The 20694-nt window shown below is 68.4% G+C and carries 19 protein-coding genes; 16 read left to right on the plus strand and 3 right to left on the minus strand.

Features of this window, described 5'->3' with window-relative positions; genetic code table 11:
* The first annotated feature begins 2 nt into the window (after positions 1-2).
* A complete protein-coding gene (locus IE100_RS02445; protein ID WP_189372555.1) occupies positions 3-1145 on the plus strand; it encodes an acyl-CoA dehydrogenase family protein in 1143 nt (380 codons plus the stop codon).
* Between the two features lie 87 nt (positions 1146-1232).
* Here IE100_RS02445 and IE100_RS02450 read toward each other — a convergent pair whose 3' ends face one another.
* Positions 1233-1709, minus strand: a complete 477-nt coding sequence (locus IE100_RS02450) for an Lrp/AsnC ligand binding domain-containing protein (RefSeq protein WP_189352752.1) — start codon at positions 1707-1709, stop codon at positions 1233-1235.
* Between the two features lie 194 nt (positions 1710-1903).
* Here IE100_RS02450 and IE100_RS02455 point away from each other — a divergent pair, with 194 nt between their 5' ends.
* The 8 genes from IE100_RS02455 (at position 1904) to IE100_RS02490 (ending at position 10943) form a co-directional block, all read left to right on the plus strand.
* Positions 1904-3211: a D-amino acid dehydrogenase gene (locus tag IE100_RS02455; protein ID WP_189372556.1), complete on the plus strand. Its 1308-nt coding sequence runs from the start codon at positions 1904-1906 to the stop codon at positions 3209-3211.
* A gap of 8 nt (positions 3212-3219) precedes the next feature.
* Positions 3220-4290 carry an alanine racemase gene (alr, locus tag IE100_RS02460; RefSeq protein ID WP_189372557.1) on the plus strand — a complete coding sequence of 357 codons (1071 nt, stop codon included), beginning with the start codon at positions 3220-3222 and terminating at the stop codon, positions 4288-4290.
* A gap of 176 nt (positions 4291-4466) precedes the next feature.
* The gene (locus IE100_RS02465; RefSeq protein ID WP_189372558.1) at positions 4467-5654 is read left to right on the plus strand and encodes a GGDEF domain-containing protein; all 1188 of its coding nucleotides are present in this window, start codon (positions 4467-4469) and stop codon (positions 5652-5654) included.
* Positions 5655-6031: 377 nt separating this feature from the next.
* Positions 6032-6892 carry an AraC family transcriptional regulator gene (locus IE100_RS02470; protein ID WP_189372559.1) on the plus strand — a complete coding sequence of 287 codons (861 nt, stop codon included), beginning with the start codon at positions 6032-6034 and terminating at the stop codon, positions 6890-6892.
* Positions 6893-6995: 103 nt separating this feature from the next.
* Positions 6996-7949: a DMT family transporter gene (locus IE100_RS02475; protein ID WP_229800185.1), complete on the plus strand. Its 954-nt coding sequence runs from the start codon at positions 6996-6998 to the stop codon at positions 7947-7949.
* Positions 7950-8035: 86 nt separating this feature from the next.
* Positions 8036-8293 carry a hypothetical protein gene (locus IE100_RS02480; protein WP_189372561.1) on the plus strand — a complete coding sequence of 86 codons (258 nt, stop codon included), beginning with the start codon at positions 8036-8038 and terminating at the stop codon, positions 8291-8293.
* 12 nt (positions 8294-8305) lie between these two features.
* The gene (locus IE100_RS02485; protein WP_189372562.1) at positions 8306-9115 is read left to right on the plus strand and encodes a CbbQ/NirQ/NorQ/GpvN family protein; all 810 of its coding nucleotides are present in this window, start codon (positions 8306-8308) and stop codon (positions 9113-9115) included.
* Between the two features lies 1 nt (position 9116).
* Positions 9117-10943: a nitric oxide reductase activation protein NorD gene (locus IE100_RS02490; RefSeq protein WP_189372563.1), complete on the plus strand. Its 1827-nt coding sequence runs from the start codon at positions 9117-9119 to the stop codon at positions 10941-10943.
* Positions 10944-11017: 74 nt separating this feature from the next.
* On the opposite strand, the gene IE100_RS02495 is transcribed toward IE100_RS02490, so the two are convergent.
* Entirely contained in the window at positions 11018-11935 is a 918-nt protein-coding gene (locus IE100_RS02495; RefSeq protein ID WP_189372564.1) for a bestrophin family protein, read from the minus strand.
* Between the two features lie 223 nt (positions 11936-12158).
* Here IE100_RS02495 and IE100_RS02500 point away from each other — a divergent pair, with 223 nt between their 5' ends.
* From IE100_RS02500 to IE100_RS02530, 7 genes are all read left to right on the plus strand, one after another.
* Complete coding sequence (locus IE100_RS02500; RefSeq protein WP_189372565.1) at positions 12159-13853, plus strand: nitrite reductase; 1695 nt, start codon at positions 12159-12161, stop codon at positions 13851-13853.
* A 42-nt stretch (positions 13854-13895) separates the two neighbouring features.
* Positions 13896-14204, plus strand: coding sequence for a c-type cytochrome (locus tag IE100_RS02505; RefSeq protein ID WP_189372566.1), 309 nt, complete (start codon positions 13896-13898; stop codon positions 14202-14204).
* A gap of 249 nt (positions 14205-14453) precedes the next feature.
* A complete protein-coding gene (locus IE100_RS02510; RefSeq protein ID WP_189372567.1) occupies positions 14454-14819 on the plus strand; it encodes a c-type cytochrome in 366 nt (121 codons plus the stop codon).
* Entirely contained in the window at positions 14816-15997 is a 1182-nt protein-coding gene (locus tag IE100_RS02515) for a cytochrome D1 domain-containing protein (RefSeq protein ID WP_189372568.1), read from the plus strand. Before IE100_RS02510 ends, IE100_RS02515 begins: the two co-directional genes overlap by 4 nt.
* Complete coding sequence (gene ahbB, locus IE100_RS02520; protein WP_189372569.1) at positions 15997-16971, plus strand: siroheme decarboxylase subunit beta; 975 nt, start codon at positions 15997-15999, stop codon at positions 16969-16971. Before IE100_RS02515 ends, ahbB (IE100_RS02520) begins: the two co-directional genes overlap by 1 nt.
* Before the next feature lie 13 nt (positions 16972-16984).
* Entirely contained in the window at positions 16985-18037 is a 1053-nt protein-coding gene (gene ahbB, locus IE100_RS02525; RefSeq protein WP_229800186.1) for a siroheme decarboxylase subunit beta, read from the plus strand.
* 133 nt (positions 18038-18170) lie between these two features.
* Complete coding sequence (locus tag IE100_RS02530; protein ID WP_189372570.1) at positions 18171-19568, plus strand: GGDEF domain-containing protein; 1398 nt, start codon at positions 18171-18173, stop codon at positions 19566-19568.
* An 84-nt stretch (positions 19569-19652) separates the two neighbouring features.
* On the opposite strand, the gene IE100_RS02535 is transcribed toward IE100_RS02530, so the two are convergent.
* The gene (locus IE100_RS02535) at positions 19653-20525 is read right to left on the minus strand and encodes an EamA family transporter (RefSeq protein WP_189372571.1); all 873 of its coding nucleotides are present in this window, start codon (positions 20523-20525) and stop codon (positions 19653-19655) included.
* Positions 20526-20694 lie beyond the last annotated feature (169 nt).

Genomic DNA, 20694 nt, shown 5'->3' on the forward strand with positions numbered 1-20694 from the left:
CCATGCTGCTGACGACAGAACAGGAACAGGTGGTCGATGCGGTGCGCGACTTCGTACAGGGCGAAATCGCGCCGCACGCCGCCGAGTGGGACAAGACGCATGCCTTCCCGCGCCAGGCGCTGCGCGGCCTGGGCGAGCTGGGCTGCTTCGGCCTGACCGTGGCGCCGCAGTGGGACGGCGCCGGTTTCGATTATGTCACCCTGGCCGCGGTGATCGAGGAGATCGCCGCCGGTGACGGCGCGCTGTCCACCATCATCTCGGTCATCAACTCGGTAGGCTGCGGCCCGATCGAGCGCTTCGGCAACGACTGGCAGAAGGACACCTTCCTGCGCCCGATCGCGCGCGGCGAGTGGATCTCGGCGTTCTGCCTCACCGAGCCGGACGCCGGCTCCGATGCGGCCAACCTCAGGACCCGGGCGCTGCGCGACGGCGACGACTGGGTGATCAACGGCGTCAAGCAGTTCATCACCAACGGCAAGCACGCAGATGTCGCCATCGTGTTCGCGGTCACCGATCCGGCCGCCGGCAAGAAGGGCATCAGCGCCTTCCTGGTGCCGACCCGCGCCGCCGGCTACAGCGTGGCCAAGGTGGAAGACAAGATGGGGCAGCACGCCTCCGACACCTGCCAGGTGGTGTTCGACAACGTGCGCGTGCCGGCCAGCCACCTCTTGGGCAGGGAAGGCGAGGGCTACCGCATCGCGCTGGCCAATCTGGAATCCGGTCGCATCGGCATCGCCGCGCAGTGTCTGGGCATGGCGCGCGCGGCGCTGGAGTTTGCCACCCGCTACGCCACCGAGCGCGAGACCTTCGGCCAGGCCATCATCCGCCACCAGGCGGTGGGTTTCCGCCTGGCGGAGGCGGCGGCAAAGCTGGAAGCGGCGCGACAGCTGGTGCGGCACGCGGCGGCGCTGAAGGACGCCGGCAAGCCCTGCCTGAAGGAGTCGAGCATGGCCAAGCTGGTGGCCTCCGAGATGGCCGAGGCGGTGTGCTCGGCGGCGATCCAGACCCTGGGCGGATACGGCTACCTGTCCGACTATCCGCTGGAGCGCATCTACCGCGACGTGCGCGTGGCGCAGATCTACGAAGGCACTTCCGACGTGCAGAAGCTGGTGATCGCCCGCGCGCTGGAGGACGAAGTACGCTGATTTTTTGAGTGGGTCGTTGTTAGGGTTGGCCGCAGCGGGTGCTGCGGCCTTTTTTATTGCGGCCAACCTTGCGGCCGGCGCCGGGCGTCAGGGCGTGATCGACAGGATGCCGGTTTCCTTCACTTCTTCCATCACCACGTAGCTGCGCGACTCGTTGGCCTGCGGCAGCTTCAGCAGGATGTCGCCGAGGATGTTGCGGTACATCGACATGTCCGGCAGCCGCACCTTCAGCAGGTAGTCGTACTCGCCGGACACCAGGTGGCACTCCAGCACGTCCGGCAGCTTCTGCACCTCGCGGCGGAAGGCGTCGAAAATGTCGCCGGACTTGGCCGACAGCTTGATCTCGACGAATACCAGCAGGCTGGCGCCCAGCGCTTGCGGGTTCAGTTTCGCGTGATAGCCTTCAATTACCCCCTCGCGCTCCAGCCGGCGCACGCGCTCGGTGCACGGCGTGGTGGAGAGGCCGACTTTTTCCGCCAGCTCGGTCATGGCGATGCGGCCGTTTTCCTGCAGGTGCAACAGGATCTTGCGATCGATGCGGTCCAGCTGGCGGGACAGGTTCAAATTGCTGCGCTGCGTTTTCACTAAATAACCACCGATTAATAGGTAAGTTAACTGCCGTTTAGCTGTAACTAAGTTGAAAAAACTGCCTTGCAATCAATATACTACGCAAATTCACTGAAAGTGCAAATGCGCTTTCGAACCCCGGAAAAACAGGCTCCGGCCTGGACAAGACAGCATAACTGGCAGGAGAGATCATGAAAGTAATCGTGCTTGGTGGCGGCGTTATCGGTATTTCGACCGCGTGGTATCTGGCCAAGGCCGGTGTGGAGGTGACGGTGATCGAGCGTCAGCCCGGCCCGGCGCTGGAGACCAGCTTTGCCAACGCCGGTCAGATCTCTCCGGGCTACGCCGCACCGTGGGCGGCGCCGGGCATTCCGCTGAAGGCGGCCAAGTGGCTGTTCCAGAAGCACGCGCCGCTGGCGATCCGCGTCGACGGCAGCACCTACCAGTGGGAGTGGATGGCGCGCATGTTCGCCAACTGCAACTACCAGGACTACAACATCAACAAGGGCCGCATGATGCGCCTGGCCGAGTACAGCCGCGACAAGATCCGCGAGCTGACGGCCGAGACCGGCCTCAACTTCGAAGGCCGCACCGGCGGCACGCTGCAGCTGTTCCGCAGCCAGCAGCAGGTGGACGCGATGGGCAAGGACATCGAGGTGCTGAAGGAGTGCGGCGTGGAGTACCAGGTGCTGGACGCCGACGGCTGTGCCCGTGTCGAGCCGGCATTGGCCAAGACCAAGCACAAGCTGAAGGGAGGCCTGCGCCTGCCGAACGACGACACCGGCGATTGCCAGCTGTTCACCTCGCACCTGGCGGAGATGGCGGCGGCGATCGGCGTCAAGTTCCTGTGGGGCAAGAGCATCGAGGCCATCGAGCACTACGGCGACAAGATCACCGCCGTGCGCGTCGACGGCGAGCGCCTGACCGCCGACCACTACGTGGTGGCCACCGGCAGCTACTCGCGCGAGATGGTGAAGTCGCTGGGCATCGACATCCCGGTGTACCCGGTGAAGGGCTACTCGCTGACGGTGCCGATCACCAACGCCAAGGGCGCGCCGGTGTCCACCGTGCTGGACGAGACCTACAAGATCGCCATCACCCGCTTTGACGACCGCATCCGCGTCGGCGGCATGGCCGAGCTGGCCGGTTTCGACCTGAGCCTGAACCCGAAACGCCGTGCCACGTTGGAAATGGTGGTCACCGACCTGTACCCGGACGGCGGCGACGTGTCCCGCGCCGAATTCTGGACCGGCCTGCGCCCGATGACCCCGGACGGCACGCCCATCATCGGCGGCACCCGCTTTGCCAACCTGTCGCTGAACACCGGCCACGGCACGCTGGGCTGGACCATGAGCGCCGGCTCCGGCAAGGTGCTGGCCGACCTGATCACCGGCACGCAGCCGGAAATCCTGATCGACGGCCTGTCGATGCAGCGTTACGCCAAGGGCGGCGAGACGCTGGTGGTACCGATGGCGCGCCCGCTTGCGGCCAACGTGTAAGGATCATCATGCGTCCGTTGATTGCAACTATTCGTCTCGATCATTTCCGCCATAACTACCTGCTGGCCCGTCGGCAGCACGGCGGTCGCGCGCTGGCGGTGGTGAAGGCCAATGCCTACGGTCACGGCGCGGTGCGCTGCGCGCAGGCGGTGGCCGACGTCGCCGACGGTTTCGCCGTGGCCTGCCTGGAAGAGGCGCTGCAGCTGCGCGCCGCCGGCATCACCGCCCCGATCCTGCTGCTGGAAGGCGTGTTCGAGGCGGCCGAGCTGGCCGAGGTGCAGGCGCACGGCCTGTGGCTGGTGGTGCAGAACCGCGAGCAGCTGGACATGCTGCTGGCGACGCCGGCCGAGCGGCCGTACCGCGTGTGGCTGAAGATGGACTCCGGCATGCATCGCGCCGGTTTCTTCCCGGCCGACTACGCCGCCGCCTACCAGCGCCTGGCCGCCAGCGGCAAGGCCGACGCCATCGTCAAGATGACGCACTTCGCCCGCGCCGACGAACCGGGCTGCGACGCCACCGCGCTGCAGCTGGCCGCCTTCGATGCCGCCACCGCCGGCCTGGCCGGCGACAGCAGCGTCGCCAACTCCGCCGGCATCATGATCCACCCGCACGCGCACCGCGACTGGGGTCGCCCCGGCATCATGCTGTACGGCTCGACGCCGCTGCCGGACGGCCATGCGGCCAACGTCGACCTCAAGCCGGTGATGCGGCTCGCCAGCCGCGTGTTCGGCGTGCGCGAGTTGCCTGCCGGCGAGCCGGTCGGCTACGGCGCCAGTTTCGTCACCACGCGGCCGACCCGCGTCGGCCTGATCGCCGGCGGTTATGCCGACGGCTATCCGCGCCTCGCCTCCACCGGCAGCCCGGTGGCGGTCGACGGCCAGCTCAGCCGCATCATCGGCCGCGTGTCGATGGACATGATCACCATCGACCTGACCGACCTGCCGCAGGCCGGCATCGGCAGCGAGGTGGAGCTGTGGGGCGAACAGGTCAGCGTCAACGCCGTGGCCGCCCACGCCGGCACCATCAGCTACGAGCTGCTGTGCAACGTGAAACGCGCGCACCTGCAGTATCGGGACTGAACGCGCCGCCATGGCGCCTGCCCCTGAAATGCCCGGCCTCGTGCCGGGCATTTTTGCGGCTGGCCATGTCGAGAAATGTAACTGAAATCTGGCTGCGGCTTGATATTTGGCAAACGAGGGTGCGGCCTGTGTCATGATAATGGCTTCTCGACGTCTTCTGCCTGCTTGCGGAGCCCATGACCATTTTCCATTCCACCACCTGGGTCAAACTGCTGGGCCTGCTGCCCGGCGAGCTGAACCCGAACGAAGCCAGCTGGCTGGTGACCCCGCGGCATCACATGCCGCTGATGAGCAATCGTCGCGCGCAGATGATCCTGAACCGGGTGCGCCTGTTTGCCAGCCTGTTTGCCGTGCTGACTCCGCTGTGGATGTTCGTCGATCTGCTGGTGCTGCCCAATCCGCTGGCGTGGCAACTGGCGCTGCTGCGGCTGGGTGCCACCGGCTGTTTTGCCTTCATCGTCTACTGCTACCGGCCGGAGGTGACGCTGTTCAACGCCTGGCGCGGCATGGCGATGCTGTTTGCCATCCCCACGCTGTTCTACGTGATTTCCTATGTGCTGCTGACGCACTACCAGCTCACAGGCGCCTCGGCCGCGGTCGGTACCGGTTACGCCTTCCTGCCGTTCATCCTGCTGGCCGGTTTCGCCATCTTCCCGCTGACGTTGCTGGAGAGCGCCGCTTTCGCCTCCCCGATCCTGATTGCCCACGTGGCGGCCGGTTACTTCCAGTTTCCGGTGGTGGACTGGCCGTCATTCTGGGGTGCGTTCTGGCTGCAGGGGCTGATCGCCGGCGTGGCGGCGCTGGCCGGCGTCTGTCAGCTGGCGTTCATGATCGCGCTGGTGCAGCAGGCGGTGCGCGATCCGCTGACCGGTGCCTTTTCGCGCCGCAGCGGCGAGGAGGTGCTGGAGTTGCAGTTCATCCTGGCCAGCCGCAGCGGCAGCCCGTTCTCGGTGGCCTTCATCGACATCGACCACTTCAAGGCGATCAACGACCAGTTCGGCCACCAGCAGGGCGATGTCATGCTCAAGCAGTTTGCGCAGACGCTGACCCACGGCCTGCGCAAGGGCGACGTACTGGTGCGCTGGGGCGGCGAGGAATTCCTGCTGCTGCTGCCGAACATCGACTGCCGCCAGGCGATGAGCGCCTTGCAACGCCTGCGCCGCAACGGCTTCGGCCTGCGCCCGGACCAGACGCCGCTGACCGCCAGCATCGGCGTTGCCGACATGCTGGAGGAGGGCTGCAACGACTGGCGCCAGCTGATCGAGATCGCCGACCAGCGCATGTACGCCGCCAAGCAACAGGGCCGCAACCGCGTCATCGCCGCCAGCGAGCCGGCGCCTAGCCTGCAGCCGGCGTTGGCCTGAGTCGTCACCACGACAGCGCCCCCGCGTGCTGATGCGGGGGTAGTGCTCACCAAACTCCGGGCAGTGAGTGACGTCGTGCTTTCCTGATCGCAGGCGGCTGGCCATCGTTCGTGTCGTGCGGTCGCTGCCCGGTGTCGCCGGCCATCAGGCCGCTCCCCACATCCTTTTCGGCGCCCACGCCGTCTTCAGGCTGCGGATCTACCGGGCCATCGGCGCCTTGTTCCGGCTGCCAGCATGCCGGTTCATGTTCTGCATCATCCGGTAACGCCCCCCCTCACTGCTCTGCTTCGAGGTGGCAAGTACCCGCCTTCCGCGATCACGGCGCGGGGTGCATACTCTAGGCTTGCCGCCCGTGACCGCCGATCCGCTATCCCGCCATGACTGTTGCCGCCGTTTCTGCCATCACCGTCCCGCTGCCGCTGGCCGGGGTGCCGGAGGTGTTCGAACACACCACCGACCACGCCGAATTCTGCCTGCCGGCGCCGGGGGTGGAGCTGTACCGCGCCCATATCGTGCGCCACGCCTTCGAGCCGCACACCCATGAGGCGTTCGGGCTGGGCGCGATCGAGGCCGGGGTGGAGCGTTTCCGTTACGGCGGTGGCGAGCACCTGGCGCCGCCCGGTTCCATCGTGCTGATGAACCCGGACGAGCTGCACACCGGCCGCGCCGAGACGGAGCACGGCTGGCGCTACCGCATGCTGTATCTCGATCCGGCAGTGCTGGCGCGCGTCAGCGGCGAGGACGGCTGGTGGTTCGACGAGGCGGTGCGCCACGATGTCGCCGGCGCGCAGCGTGTCAGCCAGCTGCTGGCCGCGCTGTGGCAGGCGCACGAGCCGCTGGCCTTCGACAGCCTGCTGTTCCGGCTACTGGCCGAGTTCCGTCGCCACGCGCGGGTGCCGCAGCCGGCACCGGCCGAGGCGGCGCACCGCTTCGCGCCGGTGCTGGACTACCTGCGCGCGCATCTGGCCGACAAGCTGACGCTGCCACAGCTGGCGGCGGTGGCTGGCCTCAGCCCCTTCCATTTTCTGCGCCGTTTCCAGGCGCAATACCACGTCACGCCGCAGCAGATGCTGATGGCGCTGCGCCTGTTCGAGGCCAAGCGGCTGCTGACGGCCGGCGTCGCGCCGGCGCAGGTGGCGGCCGCCACCGGGCTGGCCGACCAGGCGCACCTGACGCGCGCCTTCGTGCGCCGCTACGGCGTGACCCCGGCGCGCTACCAGAAACAGGTGCGCGCCTGACTGTCCCTTGGTTCAAGGTTGGCCGCAATCTGGTACAAGACGCCGCCTGCGCCGCCGGCTACCGTGTGCCTATTTGGCGGAGGGCAGGGCGATGGGAACGGGGATGTTGTACGCACTGGCGGCGGGGCTGATGTGGGGGCTGGTGTTCGTCGGCCCCTTGCTGCTGCCGGAATATCCGGCGGCGCTGCAGTCGGTGGGGCGCTACCTCGCCTTTGGCCTGATCGCGCTGCCGCTGGCGTGGCTGGACCGGGTGCGGCTGCGCGAGCTGACGCGCGGCGACTGGCTGGAAGCGCTGAAACTGGCCGCCGTCGGCAACCTGCTGTACTACCTGTGCCTGGCCAGCGCCATCCAGCGCGCCGGCGCGCCGTTGCCGACCATGATCATCGGCACGCTGCCGGTGGTGATCGCGGTGAGCGCCAACCTGCGCGACCATCGCCGCGACGGCCGCCTGCCGTGGCGGCAGCTGTGGCCGTCGCTGCTGCTGATCGGCGTCGGCATCGGCTGCGTCAACAGTGTCGAGCTGGCGGCGCTGCAGCGCGAGGCGGGCGGCGACCTCGGCCGCTACCTCGGCGGCGCGCTGCTGGCGACGGTGGCGGTGGCGTGCTGGACCTGGTACCCGCTGCGCAACGCCGACTGGCTGCGCCATCACCCCGATCGCAGTCCGCGCAGCTGGGCCACCGCGCAGGGCGTGGCGACGCTGCCGCTGGCGCTGCTGGGCTACGCGCTGCTGTGGGGGGGCATGGCCGTCGCCGACAGCCCGTTCGCGATGCCGTTCGGGCCGAGGCCGCTGGTCTTCCTCGGCCTGATGGCGGTGATCGGCCTGTTCGCCTCGTGGCTGGGCACGCTGTGCTGGAACGAGGCCAGCCAGCGGCTGCCGACCGCGCTGGTGGGGCAGCTGATCGTGTTCGAGACGCTGGCGGCGCTGGGCTACGCCTTCCTGCTGCGCGGCGAGTGGCCGGCACCGCTGACCCTGCTCGGCATCGTTCTGCTGGTTGCCGGCGTGCTGTCGGCGCTGCGCGTCAGACCGCAGCCGGTGGCCGCCGCCCACGCCGGCTGAGACCGTCGCCCGCCGCCCTCTCAGCGGCGGGCTTTCCTTATCTGTCATCAAGGTTGGCCGCAGCGGCGTTGCGGCATGATGCAGCCATGAATTCCTCCCGTCTCTCCCCGCCTGTGTGGCCGGTCTGGCTGTGGCTGACCGCGCTGACCCTGCTGCTGGCGCTGCTGAGCGAATGGCACGGCAGCACGCTGCTGGCGACGCTGGCGCTGGGCGGTGCCTGGCTCAAGGGCGTCGCCATCGTCGAGTCGCTGATGGCGCTGCGCCATGCGCCGCTGTGGCTGCGCGGCATCGTCCACGGCTGGCTGCTGCTGGTGTGCGGGGGGCTGCTGATCAGCTTTGCCTAGGAACCCACCCCCATGAATGCACCCGTCCATGCCAAGCTGGCAAGCCAGCTTCCGTTCTACCAGCCGGTCGCCGATGAATGCACGGTGTTCGAAACCGCCTGGCGCCAGCAGCTGCCGGTGCTGATCAAGGGCCCCACCGGCTGCGGCAAGACCCGTTTCGTCGCGCACATGGCGGCGAAGCTGGGCCTGCCGCTGTTCACCGTGTCCTGCCACGACGACCTGTCCGCCGCCGATCTGGTCGGCCGCCACCTGATCGCCGGCGGCGATACCCGCTGGTGCGACGGCCCGCTGACCCGTGCGGTGCGCGAGGGCGGCATCTGCTATCTCGACGAAGTGGTGGAGGCGCGCAAGGACACCACCGTGGTGCTGCACCCGCTCACCGACGACCGCCGCATCCTGCCGATCGAGCGCACCGGCGAAGAATTGCAGGCGCCGCCCGGCTTCATGCTGGTGGTGTCGTTCAACCCCGGCTACCAGCACGTGCTGAAGACGCTGAAGCCATCCACCCGCCAGCGCTTCGTGGCGCTGAGCTTCGATTTCCCGCTGCCGGAAGTGGAACGCGCGGTGGTGCAGCACGAGGGCGGGGTGGACGAAAGGTTGGCCGCACAGCTGGTGACGCTGGCCGGCCAGATCCGTCGCCTCACCGGCTACGATCTGGACGAGGCGGTCAGCACCCGCCTGCTGGTGTACTGCGCCAAGCTGATCGCCAGCGGCATGGGCGTACGCCTGGCCTGCCGCACCGCGCTGGTGGAGCCGCTGTCGGACGAAGCCGACACCCTGGCGGCGCTGATGGCGGTGGTGGACACCCAGTTCGGAGCCTGACATGGAAGACCTTGTTGGCGGCTGGTGGGACAAGCTGATCCGCCGCACCGCCTACCGCGGCTATCCGCAGGCGGCGGTGGCGCTGGCGGACATCGAGAAGCAGGCGCCGCTGTTCTTCCGCGCCATGGGCGGCGACCCGGCGCTGACCCTGCGCACCGCCGTCGGCACCGCCCACGGCGCGCGGCGCCGGCTGCTGGAACGCATCGCCGGCACCGGCGAGCAGGTCGAGCTGGCGTGGCGCGACGGCCAGTCGCTGTACCTGCCGGAGAAGATCGACCTGTTCCCCGACGCGGCGCGCAACCGCGAGCTGTACTTCTGGCTGATGGCGCTGGCGGCGCAGCCGCAGCATAGCGACGATGGCGACTGGCTGACGCGCAACCGCCGCGCCAGTGCCGCCTGCCTCGCCGCGATGCCCGGCCTCGCCGCGCTGTACCGGCGGCTGGTGACGGCGCTGCTGCCGCTGCGTGACACGCCGCGCGACGCCGCCGCTGCGGCGCAGGAGGCGGCGATCCGCGCCGCACTGCAACAGCCTGAAGCCGCCATTGCATTGCCGCCGTGCCGCACCCCGCCACAGCCGGTGCTGCTGTGGCTGCACCCGACGCCACCGACCGCGCCGACCGCCGGCGCCGACGACAAGCAGACGCCGGAGATGGAAGACAGCGACAGCAAGGAAACGAAGAAAAAGCGCCGCTACCGCGCGCGGCGCGACACGGCCGACGAGCGCAAGAACGGCATGCTGCTGGTGTTCCGCGCCGAGAGCATCTTCACCTGGGACGAGTACGTGCGCGTCAACCGTCACACCGACGATGACGACATGGACGACGCCGGCGCCGCCGCCGAGGACATGAACACGCTGACCATCAGCCGCGACAACCGCCGCCGCGCCAGCCGGCTGAAGTTCGACCTCGACCTGCCGGCCGCCGCCTACGACGACACGCCGCTGGGCAGCGGCATCCTGCTGCCGGAGTGGGACTACCGGCGGCAACGGCTGGTGGCCGAGCACTGCTGCCTGAAGCCGATGCTGCCGCGCGACGCCACCCCGGCGCCGCTGCCGGACAAGCTGCAGCCGCTGGCGCGGCGCCTGCGCCGCCAGTTCCAGGCGCTGTCGCCGGAGCGCACCCGCAAGAGCGGCGAGGCCAGCGGCCCGGACATCGACCTCGACCGTCTGATCCGCTTCCTCGCCGAGAAGCGCAGCGGCGTGGCGGTGGCCGAGCCGCCGCTGTACCAGGCGTGGCCGCCGGGCGGGCGCAACATGGCCTGCCTGCTGCTGGCCGACCTGTCGCTGTCCACCGAAAGCTGGCTCGGCGAAGCCGGGCAGGTGATCGGGGTGATCCGCGACAGCCTGCTGCTGTTCGCCGAGGCGCTGTCCGCCTGCGGCGACGACTTCGGCCTGTACGGCTTCTCCTCGATCCGCCGCGACGAGGTGCGCTACCTGCTGCTGAAGGATTTTGCCGAGCGCTACGACGACACCACCCGCGGCCGCATCCTGGCACTGCGCCCCGGCTACTACACGCGCATGGGCGCGGCGATCCGCCAGTCCACCCGCATCCTGCTGGAGCAGCCGGCGCAGCGCCGCCTGCTGCTGATCGTGTCCGACGGCAAGCCCAACGATCTTGATCACTACGAAGGCCGCTACGGCGTGGAGGACACCCGCCAGGCGGTGCTGGAGGCGAAGCGGGCGGGGCTGATCCCGTTCTGCGTCACGGTGGACAAGGAGGCCGGCGAGTACCTGCCGCACCTGTTCGGCCGCCGCGGCTACAGCGTGGTGCACGACGCGCGGCGCCTGCCGCAGGTGCTGACCGGCCTGTACGCCAGCCTGACCGCCTGACCCGTCGCCACCAGTAAAAAAGGTTGGCCGCAACGTTGCGGCCAACCTTTTTTGTTGATGCGCCGGCGTGCGGCTCAGTACAGGTAGACGCCGTCCGGCTGCGGCGCCGGCACCGGCACCGGCTGGCGCAGCATGTCGCACACCGCGGACTCGATGCCGTGGCACAGCGCGGTCAGCGGCAGGTCGTTGCCTTCCTTGCCGAACGGCTCTTCCAGCTCCTCGCCCAGCACGTCCAGCGCCATATAGGTGTAGGCGATGAACACCGCGATCATCGGCGTCAGCCAGCCGATGCTGGTGGTCAGCCCGATCGGCAGCAGCATGCAGTAGATGGTGACGGTGCGGTTGAGCAGCACGCGGTAGGTGAACGGGATCGGCGTGCTGCGGATGCGCTCGCAGCCGCCGACCACGTCGGACAGCGCGTCCAGGTTGCGGTCGACGCTCTGCCACTGCCACTGGTCGATGCTGCCGCTGTCGCGCAGGCCGGCATTGAGGCGGTGCAGGTAGAGCAGGATCAGCCCCGGCTTGCCGGGCGCGTCGGCGATCGCCTGCCACTGCTCCGCCGGCAGCAGTCGCTGCAGGTGGGCGGCGACGTCGTCCTGGCGCAGCTGGCCTTTCAGCGCATAGGCCAGCGCGCAGATGCCGTGCAGCATCTGTCGCGACTCCGGCCGCGCGTCGGCGACCGCCAGCAGCTTGCCGGCCAGCGTGCGCGCCACGATCAGCAGCGTGCCCCACAGCTTGCGCGCCTCCCAGAAGCGCTCGTAGCTGACCGAGTTGCGGAAGCTGAGGAAGATCGCCAGCGACACCCCCATCAGCGTGAAGATGTAGATGTTCAGCGACGACTGCGCGTGCTGGCTGATCCACCAGTTGGTGGCGAAGGCGGACAGCAGCGAGATGAGGAACACCAGGCAGAGCCGGGGCAGGATGCGCGGCAGTACCGAGCCGCGCCAGACGAACAGCAGCTCGAACCAGTTGTGACGGGAGTGGATGATCATGATGGCAAGCGGGGGCGAGGGATAGGCCAGCCCGACATCATAGGCGCTGCCGGCCTGCGGCCACAAGGCGGGACGGCGCTGGCGGCGCGATTTTTTGTGCGCTGCGGCAAGTTCACGCCGTCTTGCACCGGATTCCGATCCGTTGATTCGAATCAATGATGCCAATGTCACCACCGGCGGATGATGCGCGCATGAATTCCCTCATAGCGTGGTGGAGAGCATCATGAAAAGCTTCAGGATAAGTGCACTTGCACAGGGCGTATTACTGGCAACCTTGCCGTTCGCTGCATCTCTGGCGCTGGCGGACGCCGCCGGCAGTCCGGCGGCCCAGTCTCAGCAGGAGATGCACAAGAACAGTGACCCCAAGGCGCCGCCGATCACCAAGGTCGAATTCGAGCGCGCCAAGCAGATCTACTTCGAGCGCTGCGCCGGCTGTCACGGCGTGCTGCGCAAGGGTGCCACCGGCAAGCCGCTGACGCCGGACATCACGCTGGGCAAGGGCACCGACTACCTGAAGGTGTTCATCGCCTACGGCAGCCCGGCCGGGATGCCGAACTGGCAGACCTCGGGCGAGATGAGCGAGCAGGACGTGGACCTGATGGCGCGCTACATCCAGCAGGAGCCGCCGACGCCGCCGGAATTCTCGCTGGCCGACATCGAGAAGTCGCGCAAGATCTACCTGCCGGTAGAAAAGCGCCCGACCAGGAAGATGAACAGCTACAACCTGGACAACCTGTTCTCCGTCACCCTGCGCGACAGCGGCGAAGTGGCGCTGATCGACGGCGACAGCAAGCAGATCATCAACATCATCAAGACCGGCTACGCGGTGCACATCTCGCGGCTGTCCAAGTCCGGACGCTACCTGTACGTGATCGGCCGTGACGCCCGTCTCAACCTGATCGACCTGTGGCTGCCGAAGCCGGACAACGTGGCCGAGGTCAAGGTTGGCCTCGAGGCGCGCTCGGTGGAGACTTCCAAGTTCAAGGGCTTCGAAGACAAGATCGCCGTCGCCGGTACCTACTGGCCGCCGCAGTTCGTGATCATGGACGGCGACACGCTGAAGCCGCGCAAGGTGGTGTCCACCCGCGGCATGACCGTGGACAACGAGTACCACCCGGAGCCACGCGTGGCCTCCATCGTCGGCAGCCACTACAAGCCGGAATTCGTGATCAACGCCAAGGAAACCGGCAAGATCATGATGGTCGATTATTCCGACCTGAATAACCTGAAAACCACCACCATCGACTCCGCCAAGTTCCTGCACGACGGCGGCTTCGACAGCAGCGGGCGCTACTTCCTGGTGGCGGCCAACGCCTCCAACAAGATCGCGGTGGTCGACACCAAGGAAGACAAGCTGGCGGCACTGGTCGATGTCGGCAAGATCCCGCACCCGGGCCGCGGCGCCAACTTCGTGCATCCGAAATACGGTCCGGTGTGGAGCACCTCGCACCTGGGCAGCGAGGACGTGACGCTGATCGGTACCGATCCGGTGAAACATCCGCAGTACGCGTGGAAGGCGGTCGCCACCTTCAAGGGCCAGGGCGGCGGTTCGCTGTTCATCAAGACCCATCCGAAATCGAAGAACCTGTGGGTGGACACCCCGCTGAACCCGGATGCCAAGGTCAGCCAGAGCGTGGCGGTGTACGACATCAACAACCTGGCCAAGGGGCCGCAGGTGATCGACGTGGCCGCCTGCGCCAAGCTGGCTGACGACGGTGCCAAGCGCGTGGTGCAGCCGGAGTACAACAAGGCCGGCGACGAGGTGTGGTTCTCGGTGTGGAGCGCCAAGAACAAGGAATCGGCCATCGTGGTGGTCGACGACAAGACCCGCAGCTGCAAGGCGGTGATCAAGGACAAGCGCCTGATCACCCCGACCGGCAAGTTCAACGTCTACAACACCCAGCACGACGTTTACTAACCCTCAGCGCGGGCCACGACCCGGCCCGCCACGGAGATCATCATGAAAACATCCCTGCTTACCGCGCTGCTGCTCAGTGGCGGCCTGCTGCTGGCATCCGCAGCCCACGCCTCGCCGGAACTGGCGAAGAAGTACAACTGTTTCGTCTGTCACGGCATGGACAAGAAGGTGGTCGGCCCGGCGTTCAAGGACATCGGCAGCAAGTACAAGGGCCAGAACATGCAGGCCAAGCTGGAAGAGAAGGTGAAGAAGGGCGGCGCCGGCAGCTTCGGCCCGATCCCGATGTCGCCCAACCCGCAGGTGCCGGATGCCGACATCAAGCTGCTGGTGAAGTGGGTGCTGGCCCAGTAAGCCCCGCTTCTTGCCGCGCGCCGGCCCGCCTTATAACCTGTTCAATGTCTGCTGCACTTCGGCGATACAGCGTTGAAAACGCCTTCGGAATGCTCATTTACCACTTGTAAATTCCGCTTCCTCAGCCGTTTTCGCCTTGTCTCGCTCTAGCTCGCGAGACCTTGAACAGGTCCTTGGGCCGGCCGCGGCACGGACTTTGATCGCAGCAGGCACCGCCTGCTGCCGTGAAAGCCTGACCGGAATCCCGCCATGAAACTGCCTGCCTGTTGCCGTACGCTGAGCGCCAAGTGCCTGCTGCTGGCCTGTTGCGCCGCCTTGTTCATCACCGAAGCCGTCCATGCCGACAGCGCCATCGTCTCGCCCGCGCCGCAACGCGTCGCCGAGCTGCGCCACCTGCTGCGCGAGGACTGCGGAGCCTGTCACGGGCTGACCCTCAACGGCGGCCTCGGCAGCCCGCTGACCGCCGCCGCGCTGGCCGGCAAACCGGGCGACAGCCTGGTCGCCACCCTGCTCGATGGCCGTCCCGGCAGCGCGATGCCGCCGTGGCGGCCGTTCATGAGCGAGGCCGAGGCGCAGTGGCTGATCCGGCAGTTGCAGCAGGGAGTGACACCATGACCGCGCGTACAAGGTTGGCCGCAATGGCGGCGGGGGCGATCGTACTGCTGGCCGGCTGCGCCGCGCCGGCGCTGCGCGGCAGCGGCGATCTCGGCGTGGTGATCGAGCGCGCCGCCGGCAGCGTGCAGGTGGTCAGCAACAGCAGCAATACCACGCTGGCGCGCGTCGTCGGCCTGGGCGACCTGTCGCACGCCTCGCTGGTGTACAGCCGCGACGCGCGCTACGTGTACGTGTTTGGCCGCGACGGCGGCATCAGCAAGGTCGACATCCTCGCCGGCAAGCTGGTGGCGCGGGTGCTGCAGGCCGGCAACAGCATCGGCGGCGCCATCTCCAGCGACGGCCGCATCGTGGCGGCGCAGAACTACAGCCCGGGCGGGGTCAAGCTGTTCGACGCCGACACGCTGGCGTTGCTGGCCGATATCCCGGCGCTGGACGACAACGGTCAGCCGTCCAAGGTGGTGGGTCTTGCCGACCTGCCGGGCAACCGCTTCGCCTTCAGCCTGTTCGAGGCCGGCGAGATCTGGGTGCTGGATGCCGCCGAGCCGCGCGCGCCGCAAGTCACCAAATACCGCAACGTTGGCCGCAACCCCTACGACGGCCTCGCCAGCAGCGACGGCCGCTACTACATCGCCGGCCTGTACGGCGACGACGGCCTGGCCCTGCTGGACACCTGGCAGCCGCAGGCCGGCGTGCGCCGCATCCTGGGCGGTTACGGTCACGGCCGCGAGCCGCAGCCGGTGTACAAGATGCCGCACCTGCGCGGCTGGAGCCTGGCCGGCGACTACGCCTTCCTGCCGGCGATCGGCCATCACGAGGTACTGGTCGCCGACCGCCGCAGCTGGCAGGAAGCGGCGCGGGTGCCGGTGTACGGCCAGCCGGTGTTCGTGATGGCGGAGCCGTCCGGACGGCGGGTGTGGGTGAACTTCGCCTTTCCGCACAACGACACGGTGCAGGTGATCGACGTGCCGACGATGCAGGTGATCCGGACGCTGAAACCGGGGCGTGCCATCCTGCACATGGAATTCACCGCCCGTGGCGACGCGGTGTGGCTGTCCAGCCGCGACGACGACAAGCTGGTGGTGATCGACACCGCCACCTTCCAGACGCGGCGCGAACTGCCGGCGGCCAACCCTTCCGGCATCTTCTTCAGCTGGCGTGCCGGCCGGATGGGCATGTGATGGGCGCGCCGCAAGAACCCGGCTCGCCGCTGCTGGCGCTGCTGGACCGCTACCAGCGCGATTTTCCGCTGCAGCCGCAGCCGTTCCGCCTGCTGGCGGCGCAGGCGGGCATGAGCGAGCACGACTTGCTGGCATCGCTGGCGCAGGCGCGTGCCGACGGCCTGCTCGGCCGCGTGGGCGCGGTGTTCGCGCCCAATACCGTCGGCGTGAGCACGCTGGCGGCGCTGGCGGTGCCGCCGCCGCGGCTGGACGAGGTGGCGGCGCGGGTCAGCCGCCTGCGCGAGGTCAACCACAACTACGCGCGCGAACACCGCTACAACCTGTGGTTCGTGCTGACGGCCCCGGATCGCGCCGGCATCGACGCCGCGCTGGCGCAGATCGCCGCCGACACCGGCCTTGCGCCGCTGGACCTGCCGCTGGAGCGCGAATACCACATCGACCTCGGCTTCGCGCTGGGCACCGGCGGCCCGTCGCGGCGGCCAACCCTGAGTCCGCCCGCACCGCGGCTGGACGACGGCGACCGTCGCCTGATCGCGGCGCTGAACGGGGGCATCGCGCTGCAGCCGCTCCCGTTCGCGCTGCTGGCCGACGCCTGCGGTCTTGCCGAGGACGGGGTGCTGCAACGGCTGCAATGCTGGGTGGCCAGCGGCGTGATCCGTCGCTTCGGCTTCGTGCTGCGCCACCACGAGCTGGGCTTTCGCGCCAACGCGATGTGCGTGTGGCAGGTGCCGCCGGCGGCGCGCGACGCCATCGGCGCGGCGCTGGCCGGCGACCCGGCGGTGACGCTGTGCTACGCGCGGCCGGCGCAGGGCGCGCACTGGCCGTACAACCTGTTCTGCATGATCCACGCCCGCGATGCCGCCAGCGCCCGCTCTGAGGCACAAAGGTTGGCCGCAAGCCACGGCCTCGCCGCGCTGCCGCAGGCGCTGCTGATTTCCACCCGCCGCTACACCCAGCGCGGCGCCCGTTACTGACCGGAGTCCTGCCATGAACGCGCCACTGTCCCACGCCATGCCCCACGCCATGCCAGCCGCCGACACCCCGCCCGCGGCCGACGTGCCGGATGCGGCGCTGGACGCGCTGGACAGCCTGATCATCGACACGCTGCAGGGCGGCTTTCCGCTGCTGCCGCGGCCGTACGCCGCCGTCGCCGACAGCATCGGCCTTACCGAGGCGGTGCTGCTGAAGCGGCTGCAACGGCTGCTGGCCGGCCGGGTGCTGACCCGTTTCGGGCCGATGTACCAGATCGAGCGCATGGGCGGCGCCTTCGTGCTGGCGGCGCTGGCGGTGCCGGAGGCGCGTTTCGACGCGGTGGCGGCGCAGGTGAACGCCTTGCCGGCGGTGGCGCACAACTACCGCCGCGAGCACCGCTTCAATATGTGGTTCGTGCTGGCCACCGCCACCCCCGGCGGCATCGCCGACGCCATCATCGACATCGAGACCGCCACCGGCCTGCGCGTGTACGACTTCCCCAAGCTGCGCGAGTACTACGTTGGCATGCGTTTTACCGTCGGCGGCCAGGCGCCGGTCGGCACGCTGCCGGACAGCAGCGAGGGCAATCACGAGGTGGAACTGGACGAGCGGGACCGGCAGCTGATCCGCGCCACCCAGGGCGGGCTGCCGCTGCTGGCGCAGCCGTACCGGCATCTGGGCGACGCGCTGGCGATGCCGGAAGACGAGGTCTGCCGGCGGCTGGGACGCATGCTGCAAAACGGCGTCATCCGCCGCATCGGCGCGGTGCCCAATCACTACGCCATCGGCTACGCGGCCAACGGCATGGCAGTGTTCGATGTCGACGACGCGCAGATCGACGCGCTGGGCGAGCGCATCGGCGGCCTGCCGTATGTCAGCCACTGCTACCGGCGCCTGCGCCGGCTGCCGCAGTGGCCGTACAGCCTGTTCGCGATGTGCCACGGCAGCAGCCGCGACGAGGTGATGCAGCAGGTGTCCGCCATCCGCCAGCTGCTGGGCGCCGCCTGCCGCGGCCACGAGGTGCTGTTCTCCACCCGCATGCTGAAAAAGAGCGGGCTGCGCATCTGAACCGCGCCGTTTTTTCGCGGCGGCACTGGAAATTGTCACGGCTATCGCCAACACTTCAGCCAGTGCCAGTACAGATACACGAACGGTCTGCAGGCACTGCCCGTCAATATCAATTGCCGGTATGCTTGCCGATATGGAAACCAAGACCTGCGCGCCGCTGGGCAATTTCATCGACCTGATGCTCGACGCCATCTGCGTTGTCGACGCCGAGGGTCGCTTCGTGTTCGTCAGCGCCGCCTGCGAACGCATTTTCGGCTACGCGCCGGAGGAGATGATCGGCAAGCCGATGATCGACCTGGTGTTGCCGGAAGACCGGCCGCGCACGCTGCAGGCGGCCAAGCAGATCATGGCCGGCCAGCCCAAGCCCCACTTCGAGAACCGCTACGTGCGCAAGGACGGGCAGGTGGTGCACATCATGTGGTCGGCGCGCTGGTCGGAGCGCGAACAGGTGCGCGTGGCGGTGGCGCGCGACGTGACCGAGCTGAAGCAGGCGGCCTCGATGCAGGCGGCGCTGTACGCGATTTCCGAGGCGGCGCACGCGGCGGAGGACATGATGGCGCTGTTCCGGCGCATACACCGCATCATCGGCGAGCTGCTGCCGGCAGACAATTTCTCGGTGGCGCTGTACGACGCGGTGCACGACCAGTTGAGCTTTCCCTACCACGTCGACGTGCAGGAGCCGTCGCCGGTGGTGCGCAAGCCGGCCGCCGGCACGCTCTGCGCCGAGGTGATCCGCAGCGGCCAGCCGCTGCTGCTGACCCCGGGGACGCTGGCCGACCTCCCGGCGCACCTGCGCCAGATCGTTGGCCGCAAGTCGCTGTGCTGGCTGGGGGTGCCGCTCAACTCCTCCCGCGGCACCATCGGCGCGCTGGTGCTGAAAAGCTACTCCGGCGGCGTGCGCTACGGCGAAAAGGACAAGGAGCTGCTGCAGTTCGTCTCCAACCAGATCGCCACCGCCATCGAGCGCCACCAGCTGCACGCGCGGCTGCGCTACATGGCGCAGTACGACGAGCTGACCGGGCTGCCCAACCGCGGCCTGCTGTTCGACCGTCTGCACACCGCGCTGGCGCGGGCGCGGCGCGAGCAGGGGCAGCTGGCGCTGCTGTACCTCGATCTCGACAAGTTCAAGCAGGTCAACGACACCCACGGCCACGCGGTGGGCGACCAGCTGCTGCGCGCGGTCGCCAGGCGGCTGCAGCAGTGCGTGCGCGAGGCCGACACCGTGGCGCGCATCGGCGGCGACGAGTTCGTGGTGCTGCTGGAGAGCCTGCAGCAGCCGGAACACGCGCAGCCGGCCGCCGACAAGCTGCGCGGGGCGCTGGACCAGCCGCTGACCATCGACGGCCACAGCCTGCGCATCCTGCCCAGCATCGGCGTCGCGCTGTACCCGGAGCACGGCGATACCGCGCAGGCGCTGCTGCGCCACGCCGACGACGCGATGTACCGGGCGAAGAAGGGCGGCGAGCCCTGCCTGCCGCCGCAGGATCACTCCCTGTCCGGTGACGGCGGTTGCGCGCCGCAGCCGGCGTAAGCGCCCCGACGCCGCTCTCTCTCTGCCAGACAAAACGTTGGCCGCAGGCACCCGGCGCCTGCGGCCAACGTTGTCATGGCCCGCTCAGGCGGCGGCTTGTAGCTGCAGCCGCGACCGGCCCAGGCGGTTGATCCACAGCGAGGCGAGGATCACCGCGCCGCCCAGCGCCAGGCGCGGCAGGTCGGCGTCGCGGTTCCAGATCAGCACGTTGACCAGCAGGCCGGCCGGCACGTGCAGCTCGTTCATGATCGCCAGCGTGCCGGCGCTGACGCGGGTGCTGCCCTTCACCCACCAGTACATGCCCAGCGCGGTGGCGAACAGCCCCATGTACACCAGCACGCCCCACTGCATCGCGGTGTGCGGCAGGCGCGCCGGGTTGCCGAAGACCAGGTAGGACGGCAGCGCCAGCAGCAGCGCGCCGAGGAAGAAATGGCCGAAGAAGCGGTGCAGCGGCTGCGATACCGGATGCTGCTGCAACAGGCGGCGGCACAGCACCTGGCCGGCGGCGAAGGTGAGGTTGGCCAGCTGCAGCAGCAGGAAGCCGGTCAGGTATTCACCCTCCAGCGGCTGGAAGCGGATGATGACGCCGCCGCCGACCGCCACCGCGGCCGCCAGCAGCGCCCAGCGGTTGAGACGGCGCGCCAGCGCGTCGTCGAGCAGGGTGACGTAGATCGGCGTCAGCACCGTGAACAGCAGCACCTCCGGCACCGTCAGCACGCTGAAGCTGCGGTACAGGCACAGGTAGGTGACGCCGAACTGCAGCGCGCCGGCCAGCCAGAAGCCGGCCACCAGCCGCGATGGCAGTCCGCGCCAGACGGTAAACGGCAGGAACACCGCGGCGGCGATCAGCACGCGCAGCAGCACGGCGAAGTCGCTGTCGACCTTGCCGGCCAGGTATTCGCCGATCAGGCTGAAGGAAAACGCCCACAGGACGGTAACGATGATCAGGTGACGCATGGTGTGGCTCTGCAATGTCGGGACGGGGGGCGATGATAGGCGATGGCACGCCGCTTGGGAACGGCGGGTGCCAGCGCATGGCGCGGCAGGCACTACAATGAAGTAAGCGCCGCAGGGCGCGAAACGGTAACGGCCTGCCGCCGCCATCGGACGGCGGGTGGGCCGAGGA

The sequence above is a fragment of the Vogesella alkaliphila genome (genome assembly GCF_014652475.1).
Lineage (GTDB): Bacteria > Pseudomonadota > Gammaproteobacteria > Burkholderiales > Chromobacteriaceae > Vogesella > Vogesella alkaliphila.